The organism is Austwickia chelonae NBRC 105200, assembly GCF_000298175.1.
In the GTDB taxonomy this organism is placed as follows: domain Bacteria; phylum Actinomycetota; class Actinomycetes; order Actinomycetales; family Dermatophilaceae; genus Austwickia; species Austwickia chelonae.
Map to the genome: position 1 here is coordinate 621,748 of NZ_BAGZ01000005.1, position 19,147 is coordinate 640,894.

General features: G+C 66.6%; 15 protein-coding genes. 6 read left to right on the forward strand and 9 right to left on the reverse strand.

Annotated elements, in window-relative coordinates; all coding sequences use genetic code 11:
- Positions 1–86: 86 nt before the first annotated feature.
- The 3 genes from glpK to AUCHE_RS05880 all read right to left on the reverse strand — a co-directional run bounded on the left by glpK (position 87) and on the right by AUCHE_RS05880 (position 4,447).
- The gene (gene glpK / locus AUCHE_RS05870; RefSeq protein WP_006502359.1) at positions 87–1,607 is read right to left on the reverse strand and encodes a glycerol kinase GlpK; all 1,521 of its coding nucleotides are present in this window, start codon (positions 1,605–1,607) and stop codon (positions 87–89) included.
- 156 nt (positions 1,608–1,763) lie between these two features.
- Complete coding sequence (locus tag AUCHE_RS05875; RefSeq protein ID WP_052024811.1) at positions 1,764–2,525, reverse strand: MIP/aquaporin family protein; 762 nt, start codon at positions 2,523–2,525, stop codon at positions 1,764–1,766.
- 185 nt (positions 2,526–2,710) lie between these two features.
- Complete coding sequence (locus AUCHE_RS05880) at positions 2,711–4,447, reverse strand: glycerol-3-phosphate dehydrogenase/oxidase (RefSeq protein ID WP_006502361.1); 1,737 nt, start codon at positions 4,445–4,447, stop codon at positions 2,711–2,713.
- A 182-nt stretch (positions 4,448–4,629) separates the two neighbouring features.
- Here AUCHE_RS05880 and AUCHE_RS05885 point away from each other — a divergent pair, with 182 nt between their 5' ends.
- Both AUCHE_RS05885 and AUCHE_RS05890 read left to right on the forward strand, forming a co-directional pair.
- On the forward strand, positions 4,630–5,631 hold the full coding sequence (locus tag AUCHE_RS05885; RefSeq protein WP_040321483.1) for a sugar-binding transcriptional regulator: 1,002 nt from the start codon (positions 4,630–4,632) through the stop codon (positions 5,629–5,631).
- A gap of 73 nt (positions 5,632–5,704) precedes the next feature.
- Entirely contained in the window at positions 5,705–6,733 is a 1,029-nt protein-coding gene (locus AUCHE_RS05890; RefSeq protein WP_162137222.1) for a sucrase ferredoxin, read from the forward strand.
- Between the two features lie 46 nt (positions 6,734–6,779).
- Here AUCHE_RS05890 and AUCHE_RS05895 read toward each other — a convergent pair whose 3' ends face one another.
- Entirely contained in the window at positions 6,780–8,891 is a 2,112-nt protein-coding gene (locus AUCHE_RS05895; RefSeq protein WP_006502364.1) for a DNA gyrase/topoisomerase IV subunit B, read from the reverse strand.
- Between the two features lie 319 nt (positions 8,892–9,210).
- Between AUCHE_RS05895 and AUCHE_RS05900 the strand changes: the two genes are divergently transcribed.
- Positions 9,211–9,420: a DUF7455 domain-containing protein gene (locus AUCHE_RS05900; RefSeq protein WP_006502365.1), complete on the forward strand. Its 210-nt coding sequence runs from the start codon at positions 9,211–9,213 to the stop codon at positions 9,418–9,420.
- A gap of 253 nt (positions 9,421–9,673) precedes the next feature.
- Here AUCHE_RS05900 and AUCHE_RS05905 read toward each other — a convergent pair whose 3' ends face one another.
- From AUCHE_RS05905 to metF, 4 genes are all read right to left on the reverse strand, one after another.
- Positions 9,674–10,075: a DUF3040 domain-containing protein gene (locus tag AUCHE_RS05905; protein WP_040321678.1), complete on the reverse strand. Its 402-nt coding sequence runs from the start codon at positions 10,073–10,075 to the stop codon at positions 9,674–9,676.
- 184 nt (positions 10,076–10,259) lie between these two features.
- Positions 10,260–11,528, reverse strand: a complete 1,269-nt coding sequence (gene dinB / locus AUCHE_RS05910) for a DNA polymerase IV (protein ID WP_006502367.1) — start codon at positions 11,526–11,528, stop codon at positions 10,260–10,262.
- 33 nt (positions 11,529–11,561) lie between these two features.
- On the reverse strand, positions 11,562–12,341 hold the full coding sequence (locus AUCHE_RS05915; protein ID WP_006502368.1) for a methyltransferase domain-containing protein: 780 nt from the start codon (positions 12,339–12,341) through the stop codon (positions 11,562–11,564).
- A 201-nt stretch (positions 12,342–12,542) separates the two neighbouring features.
- Entirely contained in the window at positions 12,543–13,796 is a 1,254-nt protein-coding gene (gene metF / locus AUCHE_RS05920) for a methylenetetrahydrofolate reductase [NAD(P)H] (RefSeq protein ID WP_006502369.1), read from the reverse strand.
- A gap of 62 nt (positions 13,797–13,858) precedes the next feature.
- Here metF and AUCHE_RS05925 point away from each other — a divergent pair, with 62 nt between their 5' ends.
- Positions 13,859–14,944 carry a polyprenyl synthetase family protein gene (locus tag AUCHE_RS05925; RefSeq protein ID WP_006502370.1) on the forward strand — a complete coding sequence of 362 codons (1,086 nt, stop codon included), beginning with the start codon at positions 13,859–13,861 and terminating at the stop codon, positions 14,942–14,944.
- A gap of 108 nt (positions 14,945–15,052) precedes the next feature.
- Here AUCHE_RS05925 and AUCHE_RS05930 read toward each other — a convergent pair whose 3' ends face one another.
- Complete coding sequence (locus tag AUCHE_RS05930; RefSeq protein ID WP_006502371.1) at positions 15,053–15,505, reverse strand: Rv2175c family DNA-binding protein; 453 nt, start codon at positions 15,503–15,505, stop codon at positions 15,053–15,055.
- A 277-nt stretch (positions 15,506–15,782) separates the two neighbouring features.
- Here AUCHE_RS05930 and AUCHE_RS05935 point away from each other — a divergent pair, with 277 nt between their 5' ends.
- Together AUCHE_RS05935 and pknB are read left to right on the forward strand one after the other, a co-directional pair.
- A complete protein-coding gene (locus AUCHE_RS05935) occupies positions 15,783–17,096 on the forward strand; it encodes a LysM peptidoglycan-binding domain-containing protein (protein WP_052024812.1) in 1,314 nt (437 codons plus the stop codon).
- Positions 17,097–17,170: 74 nt separating this feature from the next.
- Entirely contained in the window at positions 17,171–19,126 is a 1,956-nt protein-coding gene (pknB, locus tag AUCHE_RS05940; RefSeq protein ID WP_006502373.1) for a Stk1 family PASTA domain-containing Ser/Thr kinase, read from the forward strand.
- Positions 19,127–19,147: the final 21 nt, after the last annotated feature.

Below are 19,147 nucleotides of genomic sequence, written 5' to 3' on the forward strand. Positions count from 1 at the left end.
CCCCGCGGTGGTGAGGGTCAGCACAGCCTCATGGATGCCGTCCGGCTGCGGGATGGGCCCCCGCAGCCGGACGACGGCCTATCAGGTCATTCCACGTCGTCGTCGACCCAGTCGAGGGTCTTGGTGACGGCTTTCTTCCACTGCCGCAGCAGTTTCTCCCGCTGGGCGTCGTCCATCTGCGGTTCCCAACGCTTGTCCTCGGCCCAGTTGGCGACCACGTCTTCCTCACCGGTCCAGAAGCCCACGGCGATGCCGGCCGCGTATGCGGCGCCCAGCGCGGTGGTCTCGGCGACCTTGGGCCGGACGACAGGAACGCCCAGGATGTCGGCCTGGAACTGCATCAACGTGTCATTGGCGGTCATCCCGCCGTCGACCTTGAGCTCGGTCAGGTCGACCCCGGAGTCGGCGTTCATGGCGTCCAGTACCTCCCGGGTCTGATAGGCGGTCGCCTCCAACGCTGCCCGGGCGATGTGACCCTTGTTGACATAGCGGGTCATCCCGACGAGTGCCCCTCGGGCGTCACTGCGCCAGTAGGGCGCGAACAGGCCGGAGAAGGCGGGAACGAAGTAGGCGCCGCCGTTGTCCTCGACCGAGGCAGCCAACTCCTCGATCTGCGGCGCGGAGGAGATGATGCCCAGGTTGTCCCGCAACCACTGCACCAGGGAACCGGTGACCGCGATGGAACCTTCCAAGGCGTAGACCGGCTTGTTCTCCCCGATCTTGTAGCAAACCGTGGTCAGCAGGCCGTTCTTGCTGGTCACAGCTTCTTCGCCGGTGTTGATCAGCATGAAGCAGCCGGTGCCATAGGTGTTCTTGGCCATGCCCTTGGCGAAACAGGCCTGACCGAAGGTCGCGGCCTGCTGGTCACCGAGGTCGCCGGCGATGGGCGTGTCGATGAGCAGCCCCGTTTTGCGGCCGTAGCCGTAGATCTCCGAGGAGGACTTGATCTGCGGGAGCATCGACATCGGAATGGTCATGTCGGCGCAGATCCGCTCGTCCCAGGTGAGCTTCCGCACGTCCATGAGCATGGTCCGGGAGGCGTTGGTGACATCGGTGACGTGCACACCGCCGTCGACGCCACCGGTCAGGTTCCAGATCACCCAGGTGTCGGTGTTGCCGAAGAGGAGGTCGCCCTTCTCGGCCTTCTCCCGGGCGCCTTCGACGTTGTCGAGGATCCACTTCACCTTGGGTCCGGAGAAGTAGGTCGCCAACGGCAGCCCGCAGACGTCCTTGTACTTGTCGGCGCCTTCGTCGCCGGCCAGGGAATCGCAGATCTTCTGGGTCCGGGTGTCCTGCCAGACGATGGCGTTGTAGATCGGCTCTCCGGTGTTCTTGTCCCAGACCACCGCGGTCTCCCGCTGGTTGGTGATACCGACGGCGGCGATCTGGTGCCGGTTGACCTCGGCCCTGGTCAACGCCTGACCGACCGCTTCACGGACATTGCTCCAGATCTCGGCCGGGTCGTGTTCGACCCAGCCGGCCTTGGGGAAGATCTGCTCGTGCTCGAGCTGGCCGACGCTGACGATCTGACCGGCGTGGTCGAACAGGATCGCCCGCGAGCTGGTGGTGCCCTGGTCGATCGCGAGGACGTACTTCTTGTCGGACATGAGCTGTGCCTTTCACGTCATTGTGGCTGCTGGGGCAGCGAGCTGGGTGAGTGCCCTACGGGGGTGAGGGCCGGAGGGAGAGACGCCCGCCAGGGATGACAGAGGTAACTGGTACGTCGGTTCGTGTGTCCTTCGGGAGGGAGCACACGGTGGGGGTCAGAAGACCCTGGAGAACAGACCTGCGATGACCGCGCCGATGATCGGACCGACGACCGGGATCCACGAGTAGGCCCAGTCGCTGGCGCCTTTGCCCTTGATCGGCAGGAGTGCGTGGGCGATACGCGGGCCGAGGTCACGAGCGGGGTTGATGGCGTATCCGGTAGGTCCACCGAGGCTTGCGCCGATACCGACGACGAGCAGTGCGACGGCGAGCGGCCCGACCTGCGTCGGTGTGGCTCCGAATTTCAGGATGACGTAGACCAGGACGAAAGTGGCGACCGCCTCGGTGATGAGATTCGAGACGGTGTTGCGGATGGCCGGACCGGTGGAGAAGCAGGCGAGTTTCAGGCCGGCGTCGCTCTCCGCAGCGAAGTGGTCCTTGTAGGCGAGCCAGGCGACCACGGCGCCGAGGAAAGCGCCGACGAGCTGGGCCACCAGGTAGACCATCGTCGAGGCCGTGTTGATCGGGACACCGGGCGCATAGGCTTCGTCCGCGCTGACCAGCAGACCCAGTGTGACGGCCGGGTTCAGGTGCGCGCCCGATCGGTATCCCACGTAGACACCGGCGAAGACCGCGAGACCCCAGCCCCAGTTGATCATCAGGTTCCCGCCGCCCTTGCCCTTGGACTCCGCCAGGAGGGCGTTGGCGACGACACCGACGCCGAGGAGAAGCAGGATCGCGGTGCCCAGGACCTCGGAGTAGAACACCGTGGACAGGGGAACCGGCTCAGCGGGCGCGGCCGCGATGATCGCGTTCATCGAATCACTCATTTCTGTGCGAACGTCCTTGTACGACAGCTATATACAGCTTTCGTAGGCGGCCTTTCCCCCGATCTGGGGAAAGGCCGCCTACATGGCGCGTTCGCCGCCGCGCGCAGCGACGACGAACGCTCTCCCGGCCGACGAGGGACCTGAACGCCGGGAACCCCGGTGGCAGATCTGGCCTAGGCCATCGGGACGAGATCGCGGACCTCTGCGCGCGCGGCGCTGGCCGCAGCATCGTTCCGCTCGTTCTCGGCAGCGGCTTCACCAGCTGCGCGAGCACGATAGGAATCGATCTCCGCGGACACCGTCGGCTCGTCCCAGCCGAGCAGTGGCGCCACGATAGCGGCGATCTCCTCCAGACAGGAAGCTCCACGGTCACGCATCTCATAATCGAGACGCACCCGCTTGAGCAGGATGTCCTCCAGGTGCAGTGCGCCCTCGTGAGTGACTGCGAAGGCGACCTCGGCGCGCAGGTAGGCCGGAGCCCCGCTGAGGCGTTCACCCAAGGAGGAGTCCTCGTCGATCATCGCCAAGATCGTCTCGATCTCGTCGCCGTAGCGATCGAGGAGGTGGTCGACCTGGTCGAGGGTCCACCCGCGTTCCCTGGCGATCCGCTCACGCCGGGCCGCCACTCCACGGTAGCGCGCTGCGCCGACCAGCGGAGTCAGGTCGGTCACACAAGGACGGAGCTTGGGTCCTTCTTTTCCGTAGAGTCCGGTCAGCGCGAAGTCGACGGCGTCTTCGGCCATCACGCGGTAGGTGGTCAGTTTGCCACCGGCGATGGCACACATCCCGGGTGCGACCTCGGTGACGGTGTGCTCGCGGCTGACCTTGGCCGACTTGGAGTCGTCCTTGATCTTCGGCTGCAGGAGGGGACGCAGACCTGCGTAGGTGCCGATGATGTCGTCCCTGGTGAGAGGGTCGGCGAGTACGGCATTCGCATGATCGAGGACGTAGTCGATGTCCTCTGCGGTGGCCACGGGGTGGGCCAGGTCCTCGTGCCAGGCCGTGTCCGTCGTGCCGATCACCCAGTAGCGCTGCCACGGGATGATGAAGAGCACGGACTTCTCGGTGCGCAGGAAGATCCCGGTCTCGCCCTTGATCCGGTCCTTGGGGACGACGATGTGGATCCCCTTGGACGCCAGGACCCGCAGGCCGGCATCGTCCTTGACCAGATCCTGGGTCTGTTCGGTCCACACCCCGGTCGCGGCGATCACGTACTTCGCCTTGACGTGCAGGTCGCGTCCGCTCTCGAGGTCGCGGATGGTTGCACCGACGACCTTCCCGGAGGCGTCCTTCTCGAATCCGGTGACCTGGGTCCGGCTCGCCGCGAGTGCACCGAATCCTGCCGCGGTACGGACGAGGTCGATGACGAGCCGGGCGTCGTCGACGCGGGCGTCGTAGAAACGGATGGCGCCGATGAGGGCGTCGTCACGGATGCCGGGGAAGAGCTGCTTGGCTCCTCGCTTGGTGTAATGACGCTGCATGGGGACGCCGCGGTGTCCCCCGCCGCCGATCTGGGCGAGCATGTCGTACATGCCTACGCCGACGGCGCTGTAGCTGCGTTCGATGACCGGCATCTTCAGCGGCCACAGGAAGGGCTGGGCCTTCACCAGGTGCGGCGCGGTACGGGAGAGGAGCAGGCCCCGCTCCTTGAGTGCCTCGGCGACGAGCGCGAAGTCGAGATTGTAGAGATAGCGGAGTCCCCCGTGGACGAGCTTGCTGGACCACTGGGAGGTCCCACCGGCCCAGTCCTGGGCTTCGACGATGGCGGTACGCAATCCTCGGGTGGCGGCGTCGAGTGCGATACCGGCGCCGGTCACGCCCCCACCGATGACGAGAAGGTCCACTCCCTCTTCGTCGGTCATCTTCGCGATCGCTGCTGCGCGGGACTGCCCGGTCAACGCCGTGGCCATCACGTTCCTCCTCGTCTTGTGCCGATGGTGCTTCGGGGTGCGCCATCGTGCTCCGCTGGATGTCGTCGACGCTCGGAGGCAGGTGCTCTGCTTCTTCGGAGGACGCCTTGTCCCCATACCTTGACGCCCGTTGAACGGACGAGCAAGGTGCATGCACGAATGTGCAGTCGTACGATCGGGCCATGCACGAAAGCGACCGTCTCTACGAGGCCGCCGCCCTGTACTACCTACAGGACGAGACGATGGAAAGCATCGGGACCCGGCTCAAGGTGTCCCGTTCGACGGTGTCCCGGATGCTGCGGCAGGCCAGGGAGACCGGTCTGGTCCGCATCTCCTTGGCCTCGCCCGACTCCTTGTCCTCCCCGCTGGCCGAGAGGTTACGGGAGGCCTTCGGGGTGACGGTCCATGTGGTCCCCGTCCGCGATTCGGCGCGGCCGACGAACCGCTTGGACGCCGTCGCCCGACAGGCGGCGATGCTGTTGGCCGAGTGGATGGACGACGAGACCTCCTTGGGGGTGGCCTGGGGTACGACGGTCAGCGCGGTGGCCAACCACCTCCCGATCACCCCGACCAGGGGAAGCCAGATCGTCCAGCTCAACGGGGCAGCCAGCACGACCACCACTGGTGTCGCCTACACCGGCGACATCCTCGCCAGGTTCGGACAGGCCTTCGACGCCCACGTCCAGCACTTCCCGGTCCCGGCCTTCTTCGACTACGTCGACACCAGGACGGCGCTGTGGCGGGAACGTTCCGTGCGTCGGGTGTTGTCCATGCAGAGCCGACTGGACATCGCCGTCTTCGGGGTCGGCGCTTTCCAGGGTCCGACCATGTCCCATGTCTACGCGGCCGGCTATCTCTCCGCCGAGGAGATGGGTGCTTTGCTGCAGGAGGGGGTCGTCGGCGACATCTGCACGGTCGCCATCCGGGAGGACGGCAGCTATGCGGACATCCCGTTGAACGCGCGAGCGTCCGGCCCGACCCCGGAGGTCCTCGCCGGAGTGCGCCGGCGTCTGTGTGTGGTCGCCGGACGGCACCGGGCCCAGGCCACCCTGGGGGCGCTGCGGTCCGGGGCGGTGACCGATCTGGTCGTCGACGAGCAGACGGCCCGGGCGCTCCTCGACCGGCTGCGCTCGCCGCTGCCCGCCCCGGTACGAGGTCGCCGTCCCACCGCCGATCCGCGATGAGGAGTCGGCTTCGGTGGCTCCGGTCCGCGGTCATCGGGAGCGCCGCCGGAACAGGACACGTACCGTGGCCAGGGTGAGTGAAACATCCCAGATCAGCTCCGAGACCCCCGATCAGGTTCCCTGGTGTTCGCAGGAATGGGACGGCTCGGAGGCCCCCGTGTGGGGAACGGCGTCACCGGCGACCTTCTGGTTGGCGGTGGAGCAACCTGGGCCGTGGGGCGCAAAGGCTCTCACCGAGTCACGGCTTGATCCTCGGGTCGGGGCCGCTCTCCAGCAGGACACCGTCGAGGCCGGCGGCCGTACCCTGCTGATCCGCGCGGTGGGTGACCACCGCACGGACAATTCCGGAGCCCCGCGCCGGGTCTATCTCGCCGGAGGCGCCCACCAGGGGAAACCCTGGCTGCTCCAAGGCCTCTTCGTCGACCCGTCGGTGTTGATCCATCTCCCGTGGGAGAAGATCGCTGCCGGAGATGCCGAAGCGGCGCGCCAGATCCTCCCCGAGCTCTCCTACTGCCGCACCCCGGTGCTGCTGATCTGCACCAACGGGAAACGTGACCTGTGCTGCGCGGTCCGAGGTCGGAAGATCGCCGCCTACGCGGCAGGACAACGCGGGCATCTGGTCTGGGAGTGCACCCACACCGGCGGGCACCGTTTCGCACCGACAGGCCTGGTCCTGCCGTCCGGAGCGACCTTCGCCCGCTTGTCCACCGAACTGGCCGTCTCCGTCGTCGACGCAGCCCAGTACGGTCGCCTACCTGAGGAGGCCCTGGGCGAGCGTCATCTGCGGGGGATGTCCCACCTGTCCGGCCCCGCTCAGGCTGCGGACGCTGCGGTCCGAGCGTCCGTCCGCGAGCTACGGCCGCCCGCGTTGCAGGTGACCGCTCTTCCCGACGACGTGTCGCCGCGGAACCTTTCGGACGATGCAGAGCTGAGTCTGCACCGGGTCACCCATGACGACGGACGAAGCTGGCTGGCTGCGGTCACCGCGCTCACCCGACCCGGCCCGGCTGTCTCCTGCGGAGGAGCCGGAGTCCCTTCCACCTCCTACAAGGTAGAACTCACCGAGGAGATCCCCGGCGGGGGCATGTCCTCGCACCGGTGACAGCGCGAGGGGCGGCAGACGCCCTCCGCCGCCCCTCGCTCGACGCTCAGACGTCGATCCGTTCCCGATCGAGACTGTGGGCTCGGTCGACGATGAAGTCCTTGCGCGGCGCGACATCGCTGCCCATGAGGAGGTCGAAGACCCGCTCTGCGGCCTCGGCATCGGCCAGGGTCACCCGACGCAGGGTGCGCTGGCGCTTGTCCATCGTCGTCTCCGCGAGCTGGTGTGCGTCCATCTCTCCCAACCCCTTGTACCGCTGGGGCTCCTTCACCTTCCGCCCGGAACGACGCAGCCGAGCCATGGTGGTCCGCATCTGGGCTTCGTTGTAGGTGTAGATGAGCTCGTTCTTCTTCCCCCCGGGGTTGACGACCTCGATACGGTGCAGGGGCGGAACGGCCGCATAGACCCTCCCTGCCTCGACCAGCGGTCGCATGTACCGGAAGAAGAGCGTCAGCAACAGGGTGCGGATGTGCGCTCCGTCGACATCCGCGTCGGTCATGATGATGACCTTGCCGTAACGGGCCGCGTCCACGTCGAAGCTCCGTCCGATACCGGCCCCGACGACCTGGATGATCGCCGCGCACTCGGCATTCTTCAACATGTCCCCGACCGAGGCCTTCTGCACATTGAGGATCTTGCCCCGAATGGGCATCAGCGCCTGGAAATCGCTGTCCCGGGCCAGTTTCGCCGTCCCCAGCGCAGAATCCCCTTCGACGATGAACAACTCGGTCCGCTCTACGTCTGAGCTCCGGCAGTCGGCCAGTTTCGAGGGCAGGGTCGAGGTCTCCAACGCATTCTTGCGCCGCTGGTTCTCCTTGTGGGTGCGTGCGGAGATCCGGGACTTCATCTCCGCGACGATCTTCTCCAGCAGCTGCGAACTCTGGGTCTTGTCGTCACGTTTGGAGGAACGCAGCTTGGCCGTGAGTTCCTTCTCCACCACCCTGGAGACGATCGCGCGAACCGCATTCGTCCCGAGGACCTCTTTCGTCTGCCCCTCGAACTGAGGCTCGGCCAGGCGCACCGTGACCACGGCGGTCATCCCGGCCAGGATGTCGTCCTTCTCGACCTTGTCCTGACCGACCCGCAGGCGGCGGGCGTTCTCCTCCAACTGTTTCCGAAAGACCTTGAGGAGTGCCTGTTCGAAACCGGCCACATGGGTCCCGCCCTTGTGGGTGTGGATGATGTTGACGAAGGATTCCGAACGAGCCGCGTAGCCCGTACCCCAACGCAAGGCCACATCGACCTGACACTCCCGTTGGACGTCCTTGGGAGTCATATGTCCCTTGTCGTCCAACACCGGCACCCGCTCCTGGAAGTGACCGGAGCCCTGCAGACGCCAGACCCCGGTGACCGGGGTGTCCGGAGCCAGGAAGTCACAGAATTCGCTGATACCACCGTCGTGGCGGAAGACCTCCTCATGAGGGCCTTCCTCGCCCGGGGTACCCGGCAGCCCCCGTTCGTCCCGCACCGTCAGTTTCAGACCCGGGACCAGGAAAGAGGTCTGACGCACCCGGGCCACCAATTCCTCGTACGAGAAAGCCGCTTCGGTCAGGAAGATCTGCCGGTCGGCCCAGTAACGCACCCTGCTCCCCGTGACTCCACGCCGGGCCTTCCCCACGATCTGGAGCTCGCTGCCCTCCACGAAAGGAGAGAAAGCCGAGGACACCCCCGGCCCATCGGCCCCATCGGCGAAGATGCCGGGCTCACCTCGGTGGAAACTCATCGCATAGGTCTTGCCAGCACGGTCGACCTGAACGTCGAGACGCTCGGAAAGAGCGTTCACCACCGAAGCCCCCACACCGTGCAGTCCGCCGGAGGCCGCATAGCTGCCCCCGCCGAACTTGCCACCGGCGTGGAGCTTCGTGAAGACCACCTCGACCCCAGACAGACCGGTCCGGGGTTCCACATCCACGGGGATGCCCCGACCGTCGTCGCGGACCTCCACCGACCCGTCCGCATGCAGGATGACGTCGATCGAGCTGCAATGCCCCCCCAGGGCCTCGTCGACGGCGTTGTCGATGATCTCCCACAAGCAGTGCATCAGACCACGGGCATCGGTCGAGCCGATGTACATCCCCGGCCGCTTCCGCACCGCTTCCAGCCCCTCCAGTACCTGGAGGTGGCGGGCGCTGTAGCTCTCGGGCGTGCTGGCAGCCACGGAAGAGATTCCTTTCTGCAGGTGGAGATCGCGGTTCAGGGTAACGCTGATCGCCGACACCATCCCACAGCCGGTCGCGCTACACCCCAACGGCGTGCCCAGGCCGGACACCCGTGATCTTGCAGAAGGAGAACTTCTGCGTCCGAGGCGCCGGCCGGCCGATGAGAGGATGGCTGACCGTGACGGCCCGGGGACGTGACAACGGACACGATCCCGGGGGAACACCTGAGCGTGTTTGACTGTTGAGCGATACAAGGTGCATGTTCCGACATGGACCCACCCGGGGTCCATCGCCAGGAGACATGACAGGAAGGTCGATGTGGAGACAGCACTTGCGAGCACACTGACCGCCGCAGACCGCTGCGACCGGTGCGGCGCGCAGGCCTATGTTCGCGCACGAATGGCCTCTGGCGGTGAGCTGCTCTTCTGCGCGCACCACGCGCGTCAACACCTACCGGCGCTCGCCGATGTCGCGACCGAGATCTCTGACGAGACCAGCCGGTTGCACGAGGAGTCCCGCCAGGGATGACGGCTCCCCACCAGGGGCTGGCACGGCACGACTGCGCCGGCTGGGCTACATCCGTCGTGGGAGCACCTGGCCGGAGGTCGGCCGACAGATGCCGCGGCAGAAGTCTGTCCGGGCAGGTCACACCGACGTGACCGTCCCCGGCGGGCTCCCTCGTATCGGATACGGGCGTCAGGAGAGCGGTCCTCCGGCGATTCCCGGTCGAGGCGCTCCTCGGACCAGGAAATAGCCACCTTCCGCCTGCCGGAGCTACAGATCAGCGTCCGTCCTCACGACGGCGACGCTCCCACCTCTCGTCCAACTTGCTCATGAAGGTGGAACGGCGCTTGGCCGGTTTCTTCGCCTTGGCTCGAGGAGCTTTCGTCGCCACCCCCGTGCCCGCGAGGCCGGTGTCGCCCCCACGCCGCGGGGTCACCGCCCAGATGACCCCGCCCACCATGATCACGAAGCCCAGGACGCCCACCGGGATGCTCATCAGGTTGACCCCCAGCAGGACCACCCCGAGACCCACCACCGCGGCAACGATTCCCCAGAGAAGGCGCATCCGCGAAACCGAACGGCCGGTCCCTTTCATCTGGGTCGCGAACGACGGGTCCTCGGCATAGAGGGCACGCTCCATCTGGTCGAGGAGCTTCTGCTCGTGCTCCGACAGCGGCATGCTGACCTCCTCCACCGAAACGCGCCTCCTGGCGCGTCCTCACCTTTTCAGGGGATCCTTTGCGATCCAACACACGAGGCTCGTCGAAAATTCCCGCCCCTCCCACACCGTGGTGTCGGTCACTCCAGGATAGGCAATGACTGGCTGGTTACGGTAGCGATCCGAGAACCGGTTTCGCCCGCGCTCACCCCTCGGTTCCTCGGCCACCGCGACGTGATCCGATTCGGTCGCATTCGTCGGGTCCCACGAGGGAAGCCGGCCGGACGGCACCCTCCCCGAATCTGGCGCTCACCCGGTCCACCGCCCGATCTGCTTCCCGCCACCCGTGCTCAGGTTCGCCGAGCGTCCCCTGCAGGGGGGTACCTTCCGCCGGGAGCAAACCCTCCAGGCGCACGCCGAGCAGACGGAAAGATCCTCCGGAGTCTCGTGCGAGGTCGGCGAAGAGCTCACCGACGACGGCAAAGATCTCCTGGCCGGTATCCGTGGGCCTGGCCAGGGTGCGGGACCGTCCGACCGTCCGGAAATCGGAGAACCGCACCCGGAGATTCACCGTGCGAGCCAGGACCCGGTGGGAACGGGCCCGTGCAGCGACCTTCTCGGAGAGATGCAGCAGTCGTCTCCTCAGCTCGTCACGGTCGTCGATGTCCTGGGCGAAGGTCTCGTCAGCTCCGAGGCTCTTCTCCTGACGTGTCGGGACGACGGACCGATCGTCCCGCGCCCAGGCGAAGTCGTACAACCGTTCCCCGATCGCTCCGACACAGGCGCTCAGCGCGGACGGAGAGGCACGGGCGATGTCACCGACCGTGTGGAAGCCCGCCCGGATCAGGATCTCCTCGGTGCGATCACCCACACCCCACAGCGCACCCACCGGAAGCTGCTGCACGAAGGCCGCGGCCTCGGCCTCGGGGACGACCAGAAGTCCGTCCGGTTTCGCCAACGAGGAGGCCAGCTTCGCCACGAATTTGTTGGCAGCCACTCCCACCGAACAGGTGATGCCCTGGTCGTGCAGGACACGGGCCCGGACCAGCTCACCGATAGCAGCCGGCGGACCCAGTCTGCGCAGGGCACCGGAGACATCGAGAAAGGCCTCGTCCGTGCTGAGCGGCTCGACCACAGGGGTGATCTCACCGAAGATCGCCATGACGGACCTCGAGACCTGCGCATAGGCTGCATGGTCGGGTGCCACCAGCACGGCCTGAGGACACAGCCGACGTGCCCGGCTCAACGGCATCGCCGAGGTCACGCCGAAGGACCTGGCTTCATAGGTCGCAGACAACACCACGCCGCGCGGGCCTCCGCCGACCACGACGGGCCGACCGACCAGCTCCGGGCGGTCGAGCAAGGACACCGAGGCGTAGAAGGCGTCCATGTCGACGTGCAGGATCGAGCAGCCGACGTCGTCCGGTGGCTGATCCCCGCTCCGCCGCGGAAGCGCGAAATGTCGCCTGCTCATGAGACGGGCTGCTCTCCGGATGCCCCCGCCGGTTCAACGACGGGCAAGCAGATGCGCGGCACTACCCAGACGTCCGAGCAGCTCGTGATCGGAGTGTTCGGCGATCGCCCGTTCCAGGGCGAGCAGAGCCTCCCGGTCGGTCTCGCTGTCGACGAAGGCCGAGGGGACGAGATCGGTGAAGACCCGAAGCCCACGGCGGTCCACGACGGTGAGCCCGGCCCGTCGGACGAGATCGCACAGTTGATCCTGGTCGTACCGCCGAGGCATCGGGTCGCCCTCTCCGTACCGCCCGTCCTCGCTGAGCAGGGCCGATCTGGCCTGGGTGAACCGGCCGGCCAGCGCCCGCGCCAGGACCACGGCCAACCGTTGGGCGACCAGCAGGCTGAGCATCCCCCCCGGCGCCAGCGCGCCGGCGATGTCGGACAACGTCCGCTCGGGGTTGTCGTCGACCTCGAGCACACCGTGACAGGTGATCAGGTCGACGCCGTCCAGACCGAGACCCGACAACACTGTCGAGTCACCCTGGACGGCGACCAGATGCCGCCCCGCATCAGGGAGGTCGGCATCACGGAGTCGACGTTCGAGTGAGGCCAGCGCGTCCGGGCTGGGGTCGACCACCGTGACGTGATGTCCCAATGCCGCCAGGGGGACGGCCGTCCCCCCGCTGCCTCCGCCCAGGTCCACCACCCGCAACGGACGCCCGACCTCGGCGACACGTGTCTCGACCGCAGCGGTGATCCTCTCCCACAGGATCACAGTGCGTGGCGAGTGCTGGAGGTTGCCACGACGCACGCGGCGCGATTCTTCAGGCATCGACGCGACTCTCTCTTCCCATCGCGGAGAGATCCCCTCTCGCGATGCGCTCTTCCGCAGTGCGGCTCTCCCGGATGGTTCCCTGTGTCACCTTAATACCCCGCCGGACAGCGGCTATGCCCCCGCGAGCATGCCGTGATCCCACGCTGAAGTCTCGCTCGGTGGTCGGAAAGGCAATCATCGGGACAGGTCCGATGCGGATCAGGTGCCGGGGCGGAGGGCCACCACCGACTCGATCCGGCCTACGTGATCGAGACAGATGAAGAGTGCGTCGTGAACACGCTCACCCCCTGCACCGTCCCTGCTGATCCACAGAACCGCCTGGAGCCCGCCGTCGTAGACCACCCGTTCCACGGACAGCCTCTCGAAGGCGCCCGGAATGACCCCCATCAGGGTCTCAGCTCCCTGTATCCGGACCCCTTGCGCCGGGAATTCCGCGACGACCCGCTCGCAGAGACACTCCCGGACTGCGCGCCAGTCCTGGGCATCGACGGCGTGGACGATACGCAGGACCGAGGCGACGACTCCTCCACGAAGGAGATCCGGGCGCACCTGGAGCGGAACTGCCAGTTCAGGCGCGCCACCCACCAGATTCCGATAGACCTGCAGGGTCGCGGTCGACCTGTTCATCGTGTAGAAGTGCAGCCCGGGCGCTCCTTCCGCGAGCAGGCTCTCGGCCAGTTCCGTGGCGATCTGCACGCCTTCGGCGCGAAGCGCCTCCGGCTCTTCCTCCAGGGGTGCGAGTCTCGCGACCACTGCAGCCGGAAGGGAGGTGCCGGACAGTTCGGCCATCCTGCTGACCTGTTTGTAGGAGGTCACCGGCATGAGACCGGGAACGATGGGGTTCTCCCATCCCCGGGCGGCAAGTCGATCACGGAGCCTGGTGTAGGAGTCCACGTCGAAGGCGAACTGGGTGACAGCGAATTCTGCGCCAGCCTCGAACTTACGGGCCAGGACGTCGGCGTCCGCGTCCAGGTCGGCCGATTCGGGGTGCTTATCGGGAAAAGCAGCCACACCGACGGTGAAATCCCCTAGGCTCCGCAGCAGACGCACCAGGTCCTCGGCGTGGTCCAGGCCTTCGGGGTGGGGCGTCCAGGGAGTTCCGGGCGAGCCCGGCGGGTCTCCGCGCAACGCCAGGACGTCCCGAACGCCACCGGCCGCATATTGACCGACCACCTCACGAAGCTGGTCCACAGAGGAGGAAACACAGGTCAGATGCGCCATCGGACGTAGGGTGGTCTCCTTCGCGATCCGTTCGGTCACCCGGACCGTGCGGTCCCGGGTGGAACCGCCGGCGCCATAGGTCACCGAGACGAAAGCCGGAGACACAGGCTCCAGACGTCGGATGGCATGCCACAACGCGTCCTCCGCAGCGTCACTCTTCGGGGGGAAGAACTCGAAACTGAAAGTCGCTTCGGGTGCGGAGAGCAGATCTGGAATCGACGGGCGTGACATGCAGATCAGCGTAGAAGACAACGACAACGTAGGCTCAGAGGACCAGCTTTCGGGAGGACCGTTTGAGCAGTGCATGGGACCTGGGCATCTTCCGCCACCATGTCCAGGAAAGGATCGATGCCGAAATGGCACGTCAGCGAGTGGTTCTCGCTGAACTTGGACCGGACATGGCGCAGCTCGTCGATGCCGTGGAGGGGCTACTGGCCGGTGGGAAACGGTTGAGGGCCGCGTTCTGCCACAGCGGGTACCTTGCCTGCGGGGGAAGCCACACCGAGCAGATGATCTCCGTCGCCACCGCGATGGAGATGTTCCAGGCTGCAGCTCTCCTGCACGACGACGTCATGGACGACAGCGCCACCCGCCGAGGGCGTGCCACGGCGCATCGGGCTCTGGCCAACAGGCACGACGAGGAGAGCTGGGCCGGAGACGCCGACCGTTTCGGAGTCTCCGGAGCCATCCTCGCCGGTGACCTCTGCTTGGTCTGGACGGACGAGATGGTCGCCGGCAGCGGATTACCCGCCGATGAACTCGACCGGGCACGAACGGTCTTCGACGTGATGCGCACTCAGCTCATGGGCGGCCAGTTCCTCGACGTCCTGGTCTCCGCCCGCGGGTGGGACGGCCTGGCCACCACAGAACGGATCGAGCAAACCCGCCAGGTCGTGCGGTACAAGAGCGCAAAATACAGCGTGGAACATCCCCTGTTGATCGGGGCACATGCGGCCGGAGTCGACGCGGAGGACGCCACCCATCTGTCCGCCTACGGACTAGCGCTCGGCGAAGCCTTCCAACTGCGGGACGACGTGCTGGGTATCTTCGGTGACCCCTCGACCACCGGGAAACCGGCGGGCGACGACCTCCGCGAGGGGAAACGCACCGTGCTGATGGCTCTGGCCCTCGACGCCCTGGACGCTTCCGACACAGCGACCATGACGGCCGGGCTGGGCCGCAACGACCTGGCCGCCGAGGAGATCGAGACGATGCGGGAACTGGTCCGCCGCTCCGGGGCACTGGACCTGCACGAGGAGATCATCGTCGAGCAGAGCGCGATCGCGCGCGCCGAACTGGCCGCGGCGACGGGTCTGACCGACATGGGGCGGGCCGCGCTGGAAGAACTCATCGACATCGCCACCGAGAGGGACAGCTGACCCGTGACCCGACGGAGCCAACCCCCCGGCGGCGGGTCGGAGACGATCGCCGCGCGTTACGGGCCCGCGCCTCCTCCCACGCCGGAACAGCCCACGTCCGGTAGAGGATCAGAAAGCCTCCTCCATCGCCCGACGACGTACTTCGGTCTTGTGCCCGGCCAGCAGACAACCCATGGGGCTGCCACCGGTGAAGCTGTCGTCCGGACGGAACATCCAGCTCAACAGCTCTATATCGTCCATCCCACCGTCGCTCAGCACGGTGAAGGTGCCCCGCAGCTCAGGCCGGGGTCCTTCAGCGGTGACGAAGGACTCGGGGACGTAGACCGCTTTGTTGTCCCCCCGGCGTACTCCGAGAAGTTCGCGCTCCTGGAGTTGATGGCGTACCGTCGACAGACTGACACCCTGGAGTTCGGCGACCTCGGGGACGGACAGCCACCCCGGGACCAGTTCCTCGAGGGCAGCCAGCCGTTCGCCGTCGAGAGCGGCACGTTGCTCGCGGCGGGTGGGCTCGGTGGACGTATCCGGTGTTGACGCGCTCTTCTTACTCACATCAGCGAGCATGCCATCCTCCACACAGAACGCACAGTCGCGAGTGAACACACCGCAGAAACATCCACCGGTCGCCGCCGAGTCCGTCTTCCGCGCGTCCTCCCGTCAATCCCGTTCTGCACAGGAAGAATCCGGTACGGTCACAGTCGACAGATGGGTCCCGTCAGCAGCATCCAAGAGCTCCGTACCCCGGGACACGATCGTCGCCCACGACATATCGCCCCCTGGTCCCCTCGACACCTGGGGTGAGCCTTCACGGACGATACGTCGGAAAGGACCACGTCCGCCCATGACACCTGTCTCCTTACCCGCAGTACACGCCGCACCGGCCGCCACCGTCACCAACCGGAGCACCGCTCCGGGACGGACCTGGGTCGCCTACGAGGTACGACCCGGGGACACCCTGTGGAAGATCGCCGCCAAAGCACAGGTCTCCGTCACCGAACTGGTCGCCCGCAACGGACTCGCCTCCGCAGGTACCCCGCTGCGCGTCGGCGACCAATTGACCGTCCCCTCCGGCAATGCACCGGCCCCGTTGTCCCCGGCCGCTGCCGCCGCCCCGGTCCCCGTCCCGACACCCAGAGCCCCGCAACGTCCCACCCACGTGGTGCGGGCCGGAGAGTCCCTCTGGGACATCGCCCACACCACCGGAGTCGAGGTTGAGGCGCTCCTCCAGGCGAACAAGCTCTCCCCCACCTCGGTCATCCTGCCAGGGCAGCGGCTCGCGGTACCCGGAGCGTCACATGCCTCCCCCCGGCCGGACCCCTCCCCCTACGGCACCTACGTCATCCGCCCCGGGGACACCGCCTCAGCGATCGCCCGCCATCTGGGCGTCGACGTCCCCGCGCTACTCAACGCGAACGGGCTCTCCCCCCGTGACATGCTCCTTCCCGGACGCCGCCTCACCGTCCCGGGGGGACACCAGACCGTCCGCGCCGCCACCAAGAATGCCCGGACCGGTGCAGCCGACACCCGAACCACCACCGCCGTGGTCGGCCCCGGAGACTCCCTCTGGGCGATCTCCGGTCGGTACGGCGTCTCCATGACCGGCCTGGCCAAGGCCAATGGCATCGGACTGAACCATCCGCTCAGGCCCGGAGACCGGCTCCAGGTCGTCGGCAGCCTCGCCGCCAGCGCAGCGGCTCCTTCCAGGCCGGGCAACCTCTCGGAAGCCGCCACCACCAATCTCACCTACCTGAACCGGACCGGGACACCCTCACGTTCTCAGCTCAAAGCGATGATCACCGCCACCGCGCAAGCCCACGGAGTCGATCCCCGGCTCGCCTTGGCCGTCGCCTGGCAGGAATCACGATGGAGCCAGAACGCCGTTTCGGAGGCCAATGCCATCGGGGTGATGCAATGCCTACCGTCCACAGCCCAGTGGGTCTCCCAGCTCGTCGGTCGACCTCTCGACCTCCTCGACCCACAGGACAACATCACCTGCGGCGTGGTTCTCCTACGGAGCCTCGCCCGGAGTGCCACCACCGAGACCGAGGTCATCGCCGGTTACTACCAGGGAATCGCCTCGGTACGAGCCAGAGGCCTCTTCGAGGACACCAAGGAATATGTAGCATCGGTCCTGGCCTACAAACGCCAGATGTGACGGCAGCTCGAACCTGATCCCAGCAGAGGGGACTTCTGAGGGACTTCTCGGCGCGGCCTCCTAGACTGCGCGCTATGACCAGTGCCCTTCTCGTCGACACCCTGATCGACGACCGCTATCTCGTGCTGCGCCATCTCGCAGACGGGGGCATGGCGAGTGTCTATCTCGCCCTCGACAAACGGCTGGACCGCCAGGTGGCGTTGAAAGTCATGCGACCCGACCTGGTCAGGGATTCTGTCTTCGTGGAACGCTTCCGTCGAGAAGCACGCGCGGTGGCCCAACTGAGCCACCCCAATGTCGTCGGTGTCTTCGATCAGGGACAGGACGGCGAGCAGGTCTTCCTGACCATGGAGTTCGTCAAGGGACGAACACTGCGTTCAGCGCTCGACACCGACGGCGCCATGACGCCCCGTGAGTCCCTGCGAGTCCTTCGCCAGGTGTTGGCCGCACTGGCGTCGGCCCATCTGGCCGGAATCGTCCACCGCGACGTCAAACCTGAGAATGTCCTCATCTCGGACAGCGGCGACGTCAAGGTCGCGGATTTCGGTCTGGCCCGAACGGTGAACTCGGTCACTGCAGGCACCACCGGGTCGACCATTCTGGGCACTGTCAGCTATCTGGCCCCGGAACAGGTCGAACACGGGATCGCCGACCCACGCAGCGATGTCTACGCAGCGGGCCTGGTGTTGTACGAGATGCTCACCGGAGTCAAAGCCGTCGACGGTGACAGCCCGATCCAGGTCGCCTACCAGCATGTGCACGGTGAAGTCCCCCGGCCCAGCGCCCTCCGTCCAGGGCTCTCCCCGGTCCTGGACCAGCTCGTCGCGATGGCTACCCGGCGGGAACCGCATGAGCGACCCTTCGACGCCGAGATCTTCCTCGAGGAGATGACCGCCGCAGAGCGCGGTCTCGCCCCGGACGAACTCGACCTCCCCCCTCTCGGTGTCCCCGGGGCTTCCTCCGGGGTGGCTCACACCGCGCGCGTCCACCGGCCGACGCAACCCGTCCCGGTGATGAACCCGAACGGGAACGAAGCCGCGACCCGGCGCGGAAGACGGACCGGGCCGGTCCCCACGAATGTGCTCCGGCGTGACATGACGGGCGCCCGGGGCTCGTGGTCATCACGTCTGGGCCCGTTACGGGCTTTCTCGCCGCGCCAGTTGGCCGTCTTCGCTGCGACCGTCGTCCTCTTCCTGAGCGGACTCGTCGGTTGGTACCTCCTGGCCGGCCCCGGTTCACAACGGACGGTTCCGGAGCTGTCCGGCATGTCTCAGGAGCAGGCCATCGCAGCCTTGGAAGCCGTCGATCTACGCGCCGAGATCATCCCGATCTATTCGGAGGACGTCCGCTCCGGTCTGGTCGTCTCAATCGAACCTGTACGCGGCAGTGTCGTACGACGTTCCACGGCAGTGGCTGTCTCCATCTCCAAGGGCAAGGACCGGGTCACCATCCCGGAGATCGTCAACCAGCCGCTCGACGAGGCCAAGAAGTCGATCGCCGACGCCCGGCTCTCCCTGGGCAAGGTCGCGGAGGAGTTCAACGAGTCCGTCAAGACCGGTCACGTCGTCTCCGCCGACCCGACCTCGGGAACCTCGGTGAAACCTTCGACCGCAGTCAATCTGGTGGTCAGCAAAGGCCGCAAACCGATCGAGGTGAAGGACTGGACCGGGAAATCCTTCGCAGAGGCCAAGAGCGCGCTCGAACGGGACGGACTGGTCGCTCAGGTGAGCGGCGAAGAATTCCACAACGACATCCCGCAGGGTGCCGTCATCAAACAGACCCCTGCCAATGGCACCCTGTTCAAAGGTGCCCAGGTCAGTTTCACGATCAGCAAGGGATCAGAACTCGTCAAGATTCCGAAGGTGCGAGGTAGCTCGGAATCGCAGGCGGTGGAAGCCCTCCGCGCCGTAGGCCTGGAGGTCGAGGTGGACCGATTCGCCGGTGGCCTGTTCGGCATGGCCCATTCGACCAGCCCGAAGGCAGGCTCCTCGGTTCCGCGGGGTACCAAGGTCGTCCTGCGCGTCTTCTGAAAACGGGCAGGGCCGGCCAGG